The 16,555-nt window shown below is 61.3% G+C and carries 15 protein-coding genes; 10 read left to right on the forward strand and 5 right to left on the reverse strand.

Going from position 1 to position 16,555, the window contains the following annotated elements; genetic code table 11:
• The first annotated feature begins 249 nt into the window (after window positions 1-249).
• The 5 genes from OBACDRAFT_RS24965 (at window position 250) to OBACDRAFT_RS04400 (ending at window position 3,949) form a co-directional block, all read left to right on the forward strand.
• A complete protein-coding gene (locus OBACDRAFT_RS24965) occupies window positions 250-591 on the forward strand; it encodes a hypothetical protein (RefSeq protein WP_052361122.1) in 342 nt (113 codons plus the stop codon).
• Window positions 592-714: 123 nt separating this feature from the next.
• Window positions 715-1,443: an ABC transporter ATP-binding protein gene (locus OBACDRAFT_RS04385; RefSeq protein WP_052361124.1), complete on the forward strand. Its 729-nt coding sequence runs from the start codon at window positions 715-717 to the stop codon at window positions 1,441-1,443.
• Entirely contained in the window at window positions 1,440-2,651 is a 1,212-nt protein-coding gene (locus OBACDRAFT_RS04390) for an ABC transporter permease (RefSeq protein ID WP_232766633.1), read from the forward strand. Before OBACDRAFT_RS04385 ends, OBACDRAFT_RS04390 begins: the two co-directional genes overlap by 4 nt.
• Before the next feature lie 45 nt (window positions 2,652-2,696).
• Window positions 2,697-3,254: a hypothetical protein gene (locus tag OBACDRAFT_RS04395; protein WP_043583092.1), complete on the forward strand. Its 558-nt coding sequence runs from the start codon at window positions 2,697-2,699 to the stop codon at window positions 3,252-3,254.
• Window positions 3,255-3,328: 74 nt separating this feature from the next.
• The gene (locus OBACDRAFT_RS04400; protein ID WP_043583094.1) at window positions 3,329-3,949 is read left to right on the forward strand and encodes a hypothetical protein; all 621 of its coding nucleotides are present in this window, start codon (window positions 3,329-3,331) and stop codon (window positions 3,947-3,949) included.
• 339 nt (window positions 3,950-4,288) lie between these two features.
• Here OBACDRAFT_RS04400 and OBACDRAFT_RS04405 read toward each other — a convergent pair whose 3' ends face one another.
• From OBACDRAFT_RS04405 to OBACDRAFT_RS04425, 5 genes are all read right to left on the reverse strand, one after another.
• Window positions 4,289-5,071 carry a succinate dehydrogenase/fumarate reductase iron-sulfur subunit gene (locus OBACDRAFT_RS04405; RefSeq protein WP_043583173.1) on the reverse strand — a complete coding sequence of 261 codons (783 nt, stop codon included), beginning with the start codon at window positions 5,069-5,071 and terminating at the stop codon, window positions 4,289-4,291.
• Window positions 5,072-5,161: 90 nt separating this feature from the next.
• A complete protein-coding gene (locus OBACDRAFT_RS04410; RefSeq protein ID WP_043583095.1) occupies window positions 5,162-7,087 on the reverse strand; it encodes a fumarate reductase/succinate dehydrogenase flavoprotein subunit in 1,926 nt (641 codons plus the stop codon).
• Window positions 7,088-7,144: 57 nt separating this feature from the next.
• On the reverse strand, window positions 7,145-7,957 hold the full coding sequence (locus tag OBACDRAFT_RS04415) for a succinate dehydrogenase cytochrome b subunit (protein ID WP_043583097.1): 813 nt from the start codon (window positions 7,955-7,957) through the stop codon (window positions 7,145-7,147).
• Between the two features lie 240 nt (window positions 7,958-8,197).
• A complete protein-coding gene (locus OBACDRAFT_RS04420) occupies window positions 8,198-9,559 on the reverse strand; it encodes a phenylacetate--CoA ligase family protein (RefSeq protein WP_043583100.1) in 1,362 nt (453 codons plus the stop codon).
• A gap of 98 nt (window positions 9,560-9,657) precedes the next feature.
• Complete coding sequence (locus tag OBACDRAFT_RS04425; protein ID WP_043583175.1) at window positions 9,658-10,794, reverse strand: LacI family DNA-binding transcriptional regulator; 1,137 nt, start codon at window positions 10,792-10,794, stop codon at window positions 9,658-9,660.
• A 137-nt stretch (window positions 10,795-10,931) separates the two neighbouring features.
• Between OBACDRAFT_RS04425 and OBACDRAFT_RS04430 the strand changes: the two genes are divergently transcribed.
• The 5 genes from OBACDRAFT_RS04430 (at window position 10,932) to OBACDRAFT_RS04450 (ending at window position 16,443) form a co-directional block, all read left to right on the forward strand.
• Entirely contained in the window at window positions 10,932-13,319 is a 2,388-nt protein-coding gene (locus tag OBACDRAFT_RS04430; RefSeq protein WP_043583177.1) for a sialidase family protein, read from the forward strand.
• A gap of 131 nt (window positions 13,320-13,450) precedes the next feature.
• Window positions 13,451-14,161, forward strand: a complete 711-nt coding sequence (locus tag OBACDRAFT_RS04435; protein WP_043583102.1) for a hypothetical protein — start codon at window positions 13,451-13,453, stop codon at window positions 14,159-14,161.
• Window positions 14,162-14,268: 107 nt separating this feature from the next.
• Window positions 14,269-14,922 (forward strand): hypothetical protein, encoded by a 654-nt coding sequence (locus tag OBACDRAFT_RS04440; protein ID WP_043583104.1) that lies wholly within the window; start codon window positions 14,269-14,271, stop codon window positions 14,920-14,922.
• A 25-nt stretch (window positions 14,923-14,947) separates the two neighbouring features.
• On the forward strand, window positions 14,948-15,595 hold the full coding sequence (locus OBACDRAFT_RS28835; protein WP_052361126.1) for a type II secretion system protein: 648 nt from the start codon (window positions 14,948-14,950) through the stop codon (window positions 15,593-15,595).
• Window positions 15,596-15,630: 35 nt separating this feature from the next.
• Window positions 15,631-16,443 (forward strand): carbohydrate-binding family 9-like protein, encoded by an 813-nt coding sequence (locus OBACDRAFT_RS04450; protein ID WP_232766634.1) that lies wholly within the window; start codon window positions 15,631-15,633, stop codon window positions 16,441-16,443.
• Window positions 16,444-16,555 lie beyond the last annotated feature (112 nt).

Raw genomic sequence — 16,555 nt, forward strand, 5'->3', positions numbered from 1 at the left:
TCCCTCTCTCCCTAAGCCTCTTCCTTCTCTGCGGCCATCGCCTACGCGGTTCCCTCGGCTACCCTCCTCGCAAGCGCATCCCCCACCGTATCCTCATCAAATCTTAACATGTTAGCGCTTATAGGTCGGGAGACCCGCCAGACGCGGCCTCAGCCGCGCCCATCCGGAAAGACGGCGTCGCCGTGCTCCGCGTGAGTTTCATCAACTGAGAACTTGCCCCGGCGACCTGGATGCCGATGTTGAGCCACCATGCGCGGAAGCTCCCACAAGCCGACCGACAAGACCTCGCGATTCACCCGAATCGTCGGCATTCTCGCATCCGCGCTCGTCCTCTGGCTCCTCGCCGCGCAAGTCACCCCCGGCCTCCATCGTCTCGCCTGCGGACACGTTCACCCCGGCGCCACCTTCCCCGCGCACACCTGCGTCATCACCGATTTTTCGCAAGGCCAGGGACACGCCCAGCCCACACCCGTTTTTGTCGCTCCCGTGCCGATCGAAGCCGGACGCGTCGCTCCCTCCCAGCCGCTCACGCCCGGCGTGAACGAGGCGCATCGCCTGCCCCCCGCCTGCGGCCCGCCCGGAAAAAATTAAGAATTAAAAAATAAGAATTAAGAAAACGGACTCCGGCTGCCTTCTGGCGGCTTGTACTTCTTAATTTTTAATTCCTAATTCTTAATTCCCTCCCCCCCCCCCCATTCGACCACGTAACTCTTCATGTCTTTACATATAAAAAATCTCAAAAAAACCTTCGTCTCGCCCGACGGCGAACGGCGCGTCGCCATCATAGACGTGCCCGCCTTCACGCTCGACGCAGGCCGCCAACTCGCCCTTCGCGGCGAGAGCGGTTCGGGGAAAACCACCTTTCTCCACCTCATCGCCGGCATCCTCTCCGCCGACGAAGGCTCCATCCTCCACGACGGGCACGACATCGCCGCTCTCAGCGAATCCGCCCGCGACCGACTCCGCGCCACCTCGCTGGGTTACATCTTCCAGACCTTCAACCTCCTCCAAGGCTGCACCTGTCTGGAAAACGTCGTGCTCGGCATGAGTTTCGGCGATGCGCCGCCCGATCGCTCCCGCGCCACCTCGCTCCTCCAACGTGTGGGGCTCGGCGACCGGCTGCACCACCTGCCGCGCCAGCTCTCGACCGGGCAACAGCAACGCGTGGCCATCGCCCGCGCGCTCGCCAACCGCCCCCGCCTCGTCCTCGCCGACGAGCCCACCGGCAACCTTGATCACGCCAACGCCCGCGAAGCCCTCGCCCTCATCCGCGAGACCTGCCGTGAAGCCGGCGCCGCGCTCCTTCTCGTCAGTCACGATGAGGAAGTGTTGCGCGCCTTCGGTCCCGACGTGCAGGACTTCGCCGTGCTCAACAAAACCACCGCCGCCGCAGGATCAGGCGCGTGGGGAACCGCGGAAGGGGGCGCGTCATGCGTATCATGAAATTGACTACAATCTTTTTCCTCGCGCTGCGCAGTCTGCGCCAGCACGCGCTCGCCACCTGGATCACCTCGCTCTCGGTGGCGCTTGCCGGCGGCCTGCTCATCTCGGTGTGGATCGTGAAAGAGCAGTCGCAACTCGCCTTCACCCGCGTGGACACCGGCTTCGACGCCGTGCTGGGCGCGCGTGGTTCGCCGCTGCAACTCGTGCTCAACGCGATCTTCCACCTCGAAGCCTCGCCCGGCAACGTCAGCCGCGCCGACTACGAGTTCATCGCAAAACACCCGGCCGTAAAACGCGCCATCCCCATCGCCGTCGGTGACAACCTCCGCGGCTACCGCATCGTGGGGACCGACCCGTCGTATTTTGAAACCGAATACACGCCGGGCCGCGCCTTCACGCTCGTCACCGGAGGACGTCCCTTCGATCCCGCCGCCAAGGAGGCCGTCGTCGGTGATTTCGTCGCCGCGAAGCTCAACCTGCGCACGGGTGACACGTTTCACCCTTACCACGGGCTCGCGTTCGACGAGAACCACCAGCACGCGGAGACCTACACCGTGACCGGCGTTCTCGCCCCCACGGGCACGCCCGCCGACAAGGTGATCTGGATACCGCTCCACGGCCTGCAAACCATGAGCGGCCACGCCGCCAGCGCCGCCGACGAAGTGAGCGCCGTGCTCGTGCAACTCCGTTCGCCCGCCTCCGGATTCCAACTCGACATGATGTACAACAAACAGGGCAACCGCCTCACCTTCGCGTATCCCATCGGAGCGATCATGGGCGGGCTGTTTCAGAAGATCAGTTGGTTCGACCGCGTGCTCGCGCTCGTCGCCTGGCTGGTCGGGTTTGTGTCGGCCGCCGGCGTGCTCGTGGCCATCTACAACTCGATGGCCGCCCGCCGCCGCGACCTCGCCATCCTGCGCGCCCTCGGCGCGCGACGCGCCACGCTGTTCAGTGCCGTCGTCCTCGAAGCCGCCGTCATTGGCTGCATCGGCATGGCCGCCGCGTTTGGCATCCATGCCCTCATCGGCGGGACCGTCGCGGCTATCATCCGGTCGCAGGCCGGCGTCGTCCTCGACGTCTGGGCATGGTCGCCCGTCATGCTCTGGGCGCCGCTCGCCATGATCGCCCTGTGCGCGCTCGGCGGAGTCGTCCCGGCCGTCAAGGCATACCGCAACGACGTCGCCACCAACCTGGCGCCTTCGTCATGAAATATCCACTACCACAACAAAAACGTAATTAAAATTATACTACACATGAAAATTCAATCCACCACCACCCGCACCTCCATTCGCATTGCCATCAATGCCCTCATCGCCGCCGGCGCGCTCGCGCTGGTCTCCGGCTGCCATCGCCACGACGATGACCACGACCACGCCAAGTCGTCCGAAGCCAAGGGCGGCGGTCACAAACACGAACACACGCCCCCGCACGGCGGCACGGCTGTCGTCCTCGGCGATGAGGCGTTTCACCTCGAATTCGTCCGCAACGCCGATGCCGGCAAGTTGCAGGTTTACGTCATGGACGGCGAACTGGAGAAATTCATCCGCATCTCCGAGGCGTCGTTCGACGTGACCGCCGCCGTTGGCGGACAGCCGCAAACGCTCACCTTCAAGCCCGTGGCCAGCCCGGCCACCGGCGAGACGGTCGGCAACACTTCGCTCTACGAGGCGCAGGCCGACTGGATCGGCACCGAAGCCGCCGAGAACTTTGACGCTGTCGTGGAGGCGATTACCATCAAGGGAACGCAGTTCAAAGCCGTGAAGTTCAACTTCCCCAAAGGCAACGAGGACGACGACAAGCACGACCACTAAAACACATCGCCTTCAATCGACTTAAATCGAGTTAAGTCGATTGAACTCCCCTCCCCCCCCCCCCCCCTCCTTCCATGAACTCCACTGACCAAGAAGCCGCCCGCAAAGCCGCCCGCCGGGCCAAGTTGTTAAAACGCCTGCTCATCTGGGTCTGCGTCGCCGTGCCCTTCATTGCCCTGGCTGCGCTGCTTGACCCGCAACGCGGCGACCGGGCCGCGCGTGATGCCCTGGCGCAGCAGGAACTCGCCGCCCATCAGGCCATCGTCGCGCAAATGCCCAAGGCCGCAGCCAAAGATTCCGATGTGCTGGACCTGAGTTTTTCCAAACTCGAATTCGAGGTCCCCGCCGAGGCCGCCCGTCCCAAGGAGGGGCCGCCCAAGCACGATCCTTACACGCCGGAACGCATCAAAGGCTACGACGGACGCACGGTGCGCCTTCGCGGCTACATGCTCCCGGTGCGCATGGAGCGCGGCATGGTGCGCGAATGCCTGCTCATGGTCGGTCAGATGACCTGCTGCTACGGAGCGACGCCGCAATTCTGGGAGTTCGTATCGGTGCGCCTGGTGGGGAACCCCGTGCCCGCGTTGCAGGACGTGCCGCTCTTGTTCGAGGGCAAGCTCAAGGTCGGCGACGTTTACGACAACGGCTACTGGACGCAGTTTTACACGATGGACTGCACTTCTGTGACGCGGTGAGGGGACGAAGCAACGGTTTCCTCGTGCCCGGACGCTCGCCAGCGCGCTCAATCCAGCGGGACTAGAGCAATTTCATTTAAACTGTAGCCATTTGATACTTGGTAGGGAGGCCTCTCCGAGGCCTCCGCCGTGCGTAGTATGAGAATGCGAAATTCATAGGTAGATGGAACGTGGTTTCGGAGGCCTCGGAGAGGCCTCCCTACCGTTAAGACAACGGCTACATCTCAACTCTAAATGCTCTATCGTCCCGTCCGGCGGCAGGGATGCCGCCGCTCCCAATAAAAAGGCGACGCCTGGATGGCGTCGCCTTTTTGCAGAATGAAAACCTGGTACCGTCGCTTAGCCCGCCGAGGCGAGAGATTCGCTCTTGGGCTTAAAGGTCTGGCGGAAGCTGGCCTTGATGTAGTCGCGGTTCATGCGGGCGATGAAGTCGTGACTGATCGCCTTCGGGCAGGCGGCGGAGCACTCGTATTGGTTGGTGCAGTTGCCGAAGCCGAGTTCGTCCATTTTGGCGACCATCGCAAGGACGCGGCTGTCGCGTTCGGGCTGGCCTTGCGGGAGGAGGCTGAATTGCGAGACCTTGGCGGCAACGAACAACATGGCAGAGGCGTTCTTGCAGGCCGCCACACAAGCGCCGCAGCCGATGCACGCGGCGGCGTCCATCGCCAGTTCGGCGTCGTCCTTCGGGACAGGAATCGCGTTGGCATCGCAAGGCGCTCCGGTGCGGATGCTGATGAAGCCGCCGGCCTGCTGGATTTTGTCGAAGGCGGAACGGTCGGTGATAAGGTCTTTGACGACCGGGAAGGGATGCGCGCGGAAGGGCTCGACGGTGATGACAGCGCCGTCGCCGAAGCTGCGCATGTAGGTCTGGCAGGAGGCGATGCCTTTGTGCGGGCCGTGCGGCTTGCCGTCGATGACGAGCGAGCAGGTGCCGCAAATGCCTTCGCGGCAGTCGTGCGCGAACGCGATGGGGTCTTCGCCCTTGCGCTCGAGGTTGTCGTTCACGACGTCGAGCATTTCGAGGAACGACATGTTGGGGTCGCAGTTCGTGGCTTTGTATTCGACGAACTTGCCCGGCTTGTCGGGTCCGGCCTGACGCCAGACGCGAAGCGTGACGGAGATGGGTTTATTGGAAGTTTCGGCGGCCATGATGGTTTTAGGTAGGTTGGCGGCTTTGATGGTGAGTGATGTGATGGTGTCCGGGTTTACGTCTTACTTGTAAGAGCGCACGCTCATCTTGACGGTTTCGTAGTTGAGCGGTTCGACGTTGCGGAGGGGCGTCTTGCCCTCGCCTTGGTATTCCCAGGCGGCGACGTGCGCGAAGTTGACGTCGTCGCGTTTGCATTCGCCGTCCGGATACTGGTATTCCTCGCGGAAGTGTCCGCCGCAGCTTTCCTCGCGGGTGAGGGCGTCGCGGCACATCAACTCGGCGAGTTCCATGTAGTCGGCCACGCGGTTGGCGCGTTCGAGGGCCTGGTTCATGTTGTCGGCGGAACCGGGGACGTTGACGCTCTTCCAGTATTCGGCGCGGAGTTCGGGGATGAGCTTGAGGGCCTTTTCGAGACTCTCCTTGGTGCGGGCCATGCCGCAGTTTTCCCACATGATGTTGCCGAGGCGCTTGTGGAAGTGGTTGACCGGTTCCTTGCCCTTGATGGACATGAGACGGTCGATGACCCCGGAGGCATCGGCTTCGGCAGCGGCGAAGGCGGGATTGTCGGTCTTCGGACGGCTGCCGGGCTTCTGCGTGGCGAGGTAATTGCCAATGGTGTAGGGAATGACGAAGTAGCCGTCGGCGAGGCCCTGCATGAGAGCGGAAGCGCCGAGGCGGTTCGCGCCGTGGTCGGAGAAGTTGGCTTCGCCGAGAACGAAGAGGCCGGGGATGTTGGACATCAGGTTGTAGTCCACCCAGAGGCCGCCCATGGTGTAGTGAACAGCCGGATAAATGCGCATGGGCTGCTTGTAGGCGTTCTCGTTGGTGATCTCGTGGTAGATGTCGAAGAGATTGCCGTAGCGTTCGCGGACGGCGTTTTCGCCGAGGCGGTTGATGGCGTCTCCGAAATCCAGATACACACCGCGTTTGCCGGGGCCGACGCCGCGGCCTTCGTCGCACATGCGCATGGCGGCGCGGGACGAGACGTCGCGGGGGGCGAGGTTGCCGAAGCTCGGGTAGATGCGCTCAAGGTAATAGTCGCGGTCTTCCTCGGCGATGTCGTTCGGGTTCTTTTCGCAGTCCTCCTTCTTTTTCGGCACCCAGATGCGTCCGTCGTTGCGGAGCGATTCCGACATGAGGGTGAGCTTGGACTGGTAATCACCGCTGACCGGGATGCAGGTCGGGTGGATCTGCGTGTAGCAGGGGTTGGCGAAACAGGCGCCGCGCTTGTAGGCGCGCCAGATGGCGGTGGCGTTGGAATTGCGGGCGTAGGTGGAGAGGTTAAAGGTGTTGCCGTAGCCGCCGGTGGCGAGGATGACGGCATCGCCGGCGAAGCGGTGCATCTTGCCGGTTTTGAGGTCGCGGGTGATGACGCCCTTGGCCTGTCCGTCAACGAGGACGAGATCGACCATTTCGTGCTCGGTGACGAGCTTCACGCCGCCTTGACCAACCATTTTCGACAACGCCGAATAAGCACCGAGGAGGAGCTGCTGTCCGGTCTGGCCGCGAGCGTAAAAGGTGCGGGAAACTTGTGCTCCGCCAAAGGAGCGGTTGGCGAGGAGGCCGCCGTATTCGCGGGCAAAGGGGACGCCTTGGGCCACGCATTGGTCAATGATGTTGACCGAGACTTCGGCGAGGCGGTGGACGTTGGATTCGCGGGCGCGGTAATCGCCGCCCTTGATGGTGTCGTAGAAAAGACGATACACGCTGTCACCGTCGTTCTGGTAGTTCTTGGCGGCATTGATGCCGCCCTGCGCGGCGATGGAGTGGGCGCGGCGGGGGGAGTCGTGGAAGACGATGTTGGTCACCTTGTAGCCGAGTTCGGCGAGGGTGGCGGCGGCGGAGGCTCCGGCAAGGCCGGCTCCGACGACTACGACTTCGTATTTACGTTTGTTGGCCGGGTTGACGAGTTTGAGGGACTCGGACTTGTAGGTGCTCCACTTGGTGGCGAGGGGGCCGGGGGGGACGTTGGAATTGAGTGTTGCCATGGTCGGGTCGATTAAGGCGTGAACGTTGGTCGTTAAGGGAGGGTGTGTGGTGCGGGGTTATTTGTTGCAGGCGGCGGTGGCAGCGCAACGTTCCGCAGCGTAATCGGCGGCGGTGGTGCCTTCAGCGGGCTTGGCGATGCCGGTGAGGATCGCGCCGGGAATGGCAATGTTGCCGAGGGCGTAGAAGAGGCAGAAGAGGGTGACGAGTCCGCGGAGTCCGCAAGCCCAGCGATGATTGCGCCAGCCCACGGTCTGGAACATCGAGTCGGCACCGTGCAGGAGGTGGAGCGCGAGGAGCGTGGTGGCCAGCATGTAGAAGCCGGAGACCCAAGGGTTCATGAAGCCCATGAAGACCATGCTGTAAACGTCGTGCACTTCTTCACCGGCATCGACGATGGGGAAGCCGAGGAGGTGGAAGCCGTCCTGCATGACGTAGCCGGAGAGGGCGCTTTTGAAGTGTTCACCCTCGGCCCAGGTCGCGCCAACGGTGAAGTGGGCGATGTGGTAGATGATGAAGGCGAGGACCACGAGGCCGCTCATGCGCATGTAGCGGGAAGCGAGGCTGGCCTTGAGCCACTTGTGGACGCCGTATTTCTCGGGTCCGCGGGCGGCTTTGTTTTCGATGTAGAGGCAAACAGCCGCCCAAACGTGAATGCCGATGGCGGCGAGCATCACGAGGCGCACGCCCCAGAGCGCAGGGCCAAGCGACTGCAAGAAGTGCGCATAACCATTGATCTTGTCCGGGTGGGAGAAGATCTGGAGGTTACCCACCAGGTGCCCGGCTACGAAACCGAGCAAAATCAGCCCGGAGAGGGCCATGAGGAATTTTCGTCCGATGGACGACGTGAAGAGATTACGGATGAGGCTCATCGCGCGAATTGGTGAGTGTGGTCAGATGGTCAACGAATACCAGTCATACGCGAGTTGTTAGGAAGCGAAGGACCGGCAGAAGGTGCGACCTTAAGGAACCCGCGGGCCGGTTGTAAAGGGGCCGCTTAAAGCAGACCTAATTTACGCTTCGGTATTAGGCACACTAACCCAAACCAGAAGGCACGGAATTTGATAATGCGTCGCAATTAACGCGCCGCGCATAGTGCCAATCTCCGATTCTCAGACCTTCGACTTTTCGACCGCCAGCGGCTTGAGCAGGGCAAATTTCCCGCTGGCGGCGGGCGGGATGAACTTTTTGCGAAAAGCCACCACGCGCACACCTTCGCCAAGCGCGGCGGCCAGCGCGGGCTCTACCCAGGCCGGGGCCGTGTGGTCGGCCACGTAATGAAAATCCCAGCGGCGGTCGTTCACCTGCACGAGGCTGTAGTGCCAGCAGCGGAAAGCATCGCCGGTGCCGGCTCCGGCATGTTCCAGTGCCTCGTCGATCTCGGAAGGCGAAATGAGACGTCCATCGGCGGTCACGTGCAGGCCACCTTCGCGCCCGAGCAGACGAAAACCTGCACTTCGTCCCTCCCCCCCCCCCCCCCCCTGCCCCTGGCCCTGGCTGGCGGCGGGGCGCGGCATGCGGCGCACGATGTCGCCGGTGTGGTAACGCAGGAGCGGCATGGCCTCGCGGTCGCGCGTGGTGACGTGAATCTGGAAAATGTCGTTAAAATTCCGATACGGCACGAGTTCGACAAACACGTTGCTGTCGATCACGCGCATGTCGTCGCGGAACGCCTCGCCGATAAAAATATAGCCGGCCTCCGTCGAACCGTAGAGATCGACCTGCGGCGCCGGGAACGCCTCGGCCACGCGCGCGGCGTGCTGTTTGCTGGCCTTGCCGTAGGTGAGGATGACGACTTTGACGCTGGGCACTTTGACGCGGCGTTTTTGCACGGCGCGGGCGAGGAGCGAGAGGTAGATGGGTTCGCCCTCGATCACGTCCGGTTGCACAGCCTGAAGTTCGGTCACGATGCGGTCCCACTCGCTCTCGGGAAACACAAACGGGTCGCTCGTGAGGTTGAGATACACGATGCCATTAAAATACCGGTGCGGGAACGGATGGTCTTCGTAGGGGCAGAGGTTGCTCGAACACCCGATCGGCGCGAGCACGCACTTGCGGTAAGGCCGGTCCGCATACGGCGCGAGCAATGGATGCGCGCGGTAGGCGCGGGCCGTTTGCGCGTCCCACCAGCCGTCCTCCATGATAACGGTCATCGGTGACTGCGTGGTGCCGCCCGTGGATTCGTATTCGTAACGCCGCTCCTGCAATCCGCGTTCGATCACCGTGTAGTCCTCGAAAAACGCCTGGTGCCCGCGTTCCACGATCTCGTTTTTCGAGAGCGTGGGAATCTCTCGATAGCAGGACCATTGCAACGGCTCCGCGTGCAGGGGAAAGCGTTGCGTGTAGAGCGGACTGCGCTGGTAAATGCGCCTGATTTCCGTCTCCAGCGGGTCGGGCAGACGGTTGCCCACCATTGCGGAGGCAGGATTCAAGATGGCAGGATCATTGGCAAACGTAGGCGCGGCAGACGGCATTTTTGGAAGGGGCCAAACCTAGGCCCCCCGCCGCCGCTGTCAAATAGCACGCCTGCAAGTGCGGGCACGGGGGGGGGGGGGGGACGACTCGCGCCGGTTCACGCCGACTCGCGAGCCAGCAATTTAACCGGCAGCGTGGTTTCACGCGGGGGGGTCTCCCCTCGCATTAATGCCGCCAGCGTGTCCACCGCCAAGTCAGCGATCTTCGTCAGAGGCTCCTCAATCGTCGTCATCGGCGGTGGTAGAAATTCGGATACACCGTGAATCTCGCCGCCAATCAGCGCCACGTCCCTTGGCACCCGAAGCCCCATGACGTTGATAATCACATTCAATCCCTCAAGCGCCTCATAGTTGGACCCTGGAATCAGGATGGCATCCGCCCCCAACCGCACCACGCGACTGACTGCACTGTAAAATGTGACCTCCTGACTCCGCATCAAAAACAACTCCTCGCGGCATTCCGCCCCAGCCGCCATGATCGCCTTGCGATAGCCCTCCAGCCGCACCCGCTCCTGTGATCCCGGCGAACCGACAAACGCCAGCCGCCGCCGGCCGTTTTTCAAAAAATGTTCCGCCGCCAACCGTCCGGTCGCCTCGCAATCGCTGCGCACCGACCACCGGTCCTTTCGCCCCGAAAAATCATCGGTGAAGACGACCGGCGTGTGCTCGCCCAAACGCGCGGCCATTGACTCAAATGCCGGATATTCGCCCACCACAATCACTCCGTCCAGATAACGCCGTTGCAAATGCTCCACCGGGTTTTCCGGAACCACCATCGCCATGTCATGCTTGCAAAGCGCGAGCGCGATGTGGGACCACAGCGATTGATAATAACTGCCATCGTGCAGGGAGTGCCAGATGCTGTCCGCCACCACGCCCACCTGTTTGGTGCGAATCTGCACCTGCGGGCGAAACCCCAGCGAACGCGCCGCGGCGAGCACGCGCACGCGAGTCTCGGCGCCCACACGCCCGCGGTTGTTGAGCACGCAACTCACCGTCCCAGGCGACACGCCCGCAAGCTCGGCGACTTGATAAACATTGGCCCGCCCCCCCCGCTCGCCTCGTCCTCCTTTTTCACTTTTCGCCGCCTTGTTTTTCGCGCCGGGAGAATCGGTCTCGTGAGCGACGTGTGACTGGCTGCGCGCGGCACTCCTGCGGTTGCGCGATGCCCCATCCGCATTGCCAGCAGGAAGGCTGGCGGAGGACGTGGCGGACGAGACGGCGACATCAGGCATGGCGAGTGAAACAGACATCATATGAAGGCAGGTAAAGATATTTTCAGATAACGCCCAAAAGCGTTCTTGTGATAAAAAGATCAGACATCTTGAAAAAATATCTTGTTTTTTGCAAAACTCTTTTTCAAATTCATCACATGTTTTTGCCCCGTCTGCTTCCTCCCATCGCAGCCGCCATCATGAGTGCCACCGCAACCATCGTTCCCAATGCCGCCTCCACAGCCTCTGTTGCGGACGATTCCCAAACATCTGAAATCCCCCTCCCCCCTGCCGCCCGCTTCAACTGGACGCATGTCGGCCCCGGTGGTGGTGGCAACTTCCGTGGTCAGGGCATCTCGCCGGTCAACCCCAATCTCATCCTCTCATCTAACGACATGGGAGGCAGTTATCGTACATATGATGGCGGACATAGTTGGGAAATGCTGTCGTATGAACACATCCGGGATCTTAGCCGAAGCCGTTTGCCGGGCGGGCATGTTCCCCAGCAAGGCATCTGGGGATTTCACACGCGCAATCCACGGCTTCTTTTCACCGGCAGCGCGCTCGGTTTTCTCCGCAGCGACGACGCCGGAGCCTCGTGGCGCAGGATTGACGGCCATTGGCGTACGCATGACGGCCTCAATGGTCACCAAACGGCTCCGCGCCTCATCGTCTTCTCCTTCGCCAAGCCGGAGACCGGATTGGTCGGCTTCAACCCCGGACGCTCCGACGCCGCCTTGCAAAATCACGGAGCACGTCTCTACCGGACAACCGATTCCGGGGAAACGTGGGAACATCTGTCCGATCTTCCCGCTGGCAGCGGTGATCTGGTGTCCATTCGTTTTGTATCAAAACTTCCACGACGGATTCTTGTCGCCACCGCCAACGGTGTCTGGTTCGGCGACGACGACGGACGCACATGGAAGGCCGTCACCGGAGGCCTGCCTCGCTCGTCTTCCGGAGGCGGTATTCATCCCCGCGAATTGGCAGGCAGCGAAAGCCGGGGAATTTTTTACCTGAGCTTCCCGATTAGCACCGATGCGGGAGCGGCCTTCGTCAGCGGACTTTATCGCTCGGACGACGGCGGCGAAACTTGGTCGCCGTGCGGCACGGACGGGCTCTTTCTCGACCCGGCGACGCCCGGACGCTTTGAGTTGGTCGCCACCAGCGAAGTCAATCCCGAGCGCGTGTTCCTCTCCTATCGCAGCACCCTGCGGGGTGACGCGGAGAACCCCCGGCATCCCGGCCTGTCCAACATCTACCGGAGCGAGAACGGCGGACGTACATGGCAACCCACCCTTTTCCAGCATCCAGAGCAGCCGGGATACAACATCTCGAACACCTCATGGAACACCGGCATGTGGGGCTGGCAGCAACCACCCTCTGGTTTGGCCGTGGCCCCGTCTGCTCCCGACATTGTGATTGCCGGGACGCCCACAGCCGTGGTTCTCAGCAAGGATGGTGGTCGCACTTGGCGGCAAGTCCACGCCCCCGATGGCACTCCTGCCGCCCAACCCGGCGGCGGCCTGCAGATGATGAGCGTTTGGAACTACTACTTCGATCCGCACAACCACGACCGACGTTTTCTTGCCTCCACCGATTTCTCCGGCTGGCGCGCCACCCGCGACGGTATCCTCTGGTCCTACAACATCGTCGGCAATCCCTGGCACAACAACAGCTACGCCCTCGCCTTCGATCCCGCGATCAAGGACAAACTCTGGGCCGCCGCCTCCATCACGCACGACATCCCGACTTGGAGATACCAAAAAGACATCGGCAACTACATCGGCGGCGTCGTTCTCTCCACCGACGGCGGTCGCACATGGACATCCCGCGGCGTCAACAACGGACTCCCCGGACGTTCCGTCACCGACATCTGGCTCGACCCGCGCTCCGCCGCCAACGCCCGCCACCTCTGGGCCGCCGTTCCCGGTCATGGCGCGTATTTTTCCGACGACGACGGCCGCACTTGGCAGCAACGCAACAATGGCTTCCGTCCCGAAAATCTCAACGTCCTGCGCATCATCGCCACGCCCTCTGCCGACCGTCTCTACGCCCTCACCACCATTCGCCTCACGCCCCAAGGACGCCAGCCCGGTGCCCTCTACACGAGCACCGACAACGGCCACACATGGCAACAACTCTGGCATCGTCCCGGCGTCGTGTTTCCCAATTGGATCACCGTCGATCCGCACAACCCGCGCACCCTTTACCTCAGCGCATTGTCTAGGACACCGGCCCCCGATGCCACCGACGGCGGCACTTGGCGCAGCACCGATGGCGGACAAAGCTGGGAACCAGTTTTCCCATATCCCACCTACGCCGTGTCGATCGATCCACGCAATCCCGGTCACATCTATGCCTCATCGTGGGCGCGTTCCGGCGATGGACTCCATTTCAGCGATGACAACGGCAAGACTTGGCGGCGTCTCACAGGGTATCCCTTCTGGCGCCCCATGATTGTCGCCTTCGATCCAAAACGCACGGACCGCATCTACGTGACCAACTTCGGCGCAGGCACCATTTGTGGTGTCATTAAAAAATAACTACAACCACCACCCCGAATCCCCTCTTCTGCACATACACCACCGCCTTTCCCAGACATTTTCCCAATGCCCGATTTCAAAGCCGAAACCACATCCACCCACCAACCCGACAACATCCACTCCGCATCATCATGAAACTCCACACGATCATCCGCGCCTTCGGCGCAATCCTCCTCGCCGCCACTCTGGCCGCGAATCTCCACGCTACCGACCCCATCGTCACCGATTCCGTTGAAGACAACAACGCCAATGGCAGCACCGACTGGAGCAGCAAATGGCACCGCATCGGCACGGGCGGCGCAATGACGTCCACCAGCGGCGGACTCGTCGCCACGTCGGGAAGCAACTTCTGGTTGGGCAACTCGCCAACATCGGCGGGCAATCGCGGCATCGCCCGTTATTACACCGACGCCACCATCACCACCGGCACCTACACCATCGAGTTCGATCTCGGCGCAATGACTGATGTCGTGTTCACAACTAATTTAGAAATCGCTCTCCTCGCTGACACCGACTCGAATACCCAATACGATTACAGCGAACGCTTCGGCATCGTCGGCATTTCCAGTCTGCCTACCTTCACTGACGGCACCGCCGCATGGAAACACGTGGAGCTGACCGTCGTCGTCACCGCTGACACCAAAACCGCTGGCGATCAAAGCGTGGTCGGCACCACACTCGGTTTCATGATCCTCTCCAACGTTCCCGTCGGTTATGGCTACGCCTTTGACAACCTCACCATCAGCCACACCGCCCCCGTTCCTGAACCGGGCACTACCGCCGCCATTGCCGGACTGGTCACTCTCGCGGCGGCTCTCTATATCCCCCGCCACCGGAGATAATCCATCCGCATTATTCGAAGGGCAGTCGTCGCACTGCCCCCTTCAAACCCCACTCATTTCTCTCCACTCCTCTGTTCCCACACCATCCCCCCCTCGAACCAACAACCATGAAAACCCACTTGTGCATTCGTCCCCTTGGTTTCGTTGCCATCTCCATTTTCGCCACTCTTACGCCCTTCGCCAGTCAGCTTGCTGCCGCCGAATCTGCTGTTGTTGTCAGCGACCCGGTTGACACCCTTGGGAAAAACACTTGGCAGCGCATCTCCGGCAAATGGACAGCAACCGGGAACTGCATTATCGAAACCAGCCAGGGCGGGCTCAAAGCCACCGCAGGCAAAGGCTTTTGGTCTGGCGGCAACACCAACACCGCCCCCGCCAACCGCGGCATCGCCTGCTATTTTCCCGGCAAAACCTTCGCGCCCGGCACCTACACGGTTTCCTTCGACATCGGATGCTTCACCGATCTGCCTTTTACCGACAACTTTGTTATCTCTCTCATCGCCGATACCGACACAGACAGCGTTGCCAACTGGAAAGAGCGCATCCCCGATTCCGAAATCAACATCGTCACCGACACCAAACCTACTCCCGGCAAATGGATTCGCTGGACCTACACCTTTGACGTTTTCCCAAACACCAAAAACGTCGCGGGCGCGCCACTCATCGGAGCGCCACTCGGCTTCATGATTTTGTCCAAAGTGCCCGCCGGCTCCGGCTACGCCTTCGACAATTTTACCATCACCCACACCACACGCGAATGACGGTGCCCCCCCCCCAATCACAGCCATGCTCCATTTCCATCGCCGCTACAGTTCTCCATTCGCCTTCACGCTGATCGAACTTCTTACCGTCATTGCCATCATTGGCATCCTTGCCGCCATCCTCATCCCCACAGTTGGCAAAGTCCGGGAAAGCGCACGCAAGACCACCTGCCTCAGCAACGTCCGCCAAATCGGTCAGGCACTCCTGCTTTATAGCAACGATTACAAGGATTGGGGCCCCACCACCAAAGACCGCAGCATGGGGAAAATGAAACAGGGCGGCGGGTACACCAACCTCGGCCTGCTACTGCCTTATCTTGGACACTCCGCCCCGGCTTCCCAAACCGACTATACGCCCGCATCACTTCTCTGTCCGCTCATGAGTGCCGCCAAACTCGCCGAAAACGCCAACTCTCTCGGCAGCGAAACCGGCTACTGGCTCAACCTCGAAGCGACAAAAGGAAACACGGAAAGCACCCAGCTATCCAAAATCTCCTCTCGCCGTGCGATCATCTCCGACTATTGTCGCTGGTGGGCCCCCGCCTTTGATAAGAATAACCATGCCGACAAAGGCACCCACGTCTTCCGCATGAACGGCAGTGTCAACTGGCTGCCATCCACCAAAACCAAAGGACTCGCCGACTGGGACTGGTCAAAGCTCGACGACCTCTAATATCCGCCACCGTCTCTTTTCCCCGGCTAGTTCCCATGACTCCACACCGGACTCCGATTCTCACACATATCGCCGCCGCCTTCCTTCTCATCCTGATACTCTGTCCAAGTCCCACATTTACCAAGCAACCCGCTGAGTCCGGCATTCCATGTATCCAGATTCCCGTTTCATCCCCTAAAAATTTTCCCCGCGCATCACTTGACTGGAACCGCGCCGCCCGTATCCAGTTTCACGATTTCTGGTCACAGAAAACCCACTCGCTCGAACCCACCGAAGTCTTCCTCCTGAACACAGGCGCCTCGCTCAGAATAAAATTTCTCTGCGAAGACAGCAACATCCGCTCCGCCCCCGGCCGCCAGCACGACGGAGAAACCTTTCGCGACGATTGCGTGGAGGTATTTTTCGCCCGCCCCGAACCCCGCATCGACGAAGGTTACGGGCTCGAAATCAACGCAACCGGTACCCTTGCCGATATGCGTGTATGGAATCCACAAAAACTCGACTTTTCATGGAACTCCGGAGCTACCCTTGTTGAAAACCTTGCAGCCGATGTCGCTGCGAAGGACATCCGCTTCACGCTCCAGCGCACCACCCGCCTGCTTGCTCACGGCGGACGCCATGCCACCGGCCAAGGTTGGATACTCGAAATTGATTTTCCCTGGACATGGCTTCGCCGCGAACTTGCCCTCCCCGAATCCTCAACGCCCCACCCGGCTCAAATCCGCGCCAACTTCGCCCGCTGGAACCACGGCGCCGACGGCAAAATCTTCACTATCTGGTCCGATCCCGGTCTCAGCGTCCCCAAGCCACACGCGCCTTCCCGCTACGGCTGGCTGCTGTTGGAGTAATCCCCCCCCCCCATGCCTTGCCGTTCGGTTGCAAGGGTGCATCAGCGCGCTCGCAACTCAGGCCTCCCGCCTGCCATCCAGCCGTCAGCACAAAGCGTAGAGTCCAAAACCA

Origin of the sequence: Geminisphaera colitermitum TAV2, from assembly GCF_000171235.2 — a bacterium.
In the GTDB taxonomy this organism is placed as follows: Bacteria; Verrucomicrobiota; Verrucomicrobiia; order Opitutales; family Opitutaceae; genus Geminisphaera; species Geminisphaera colitermitum.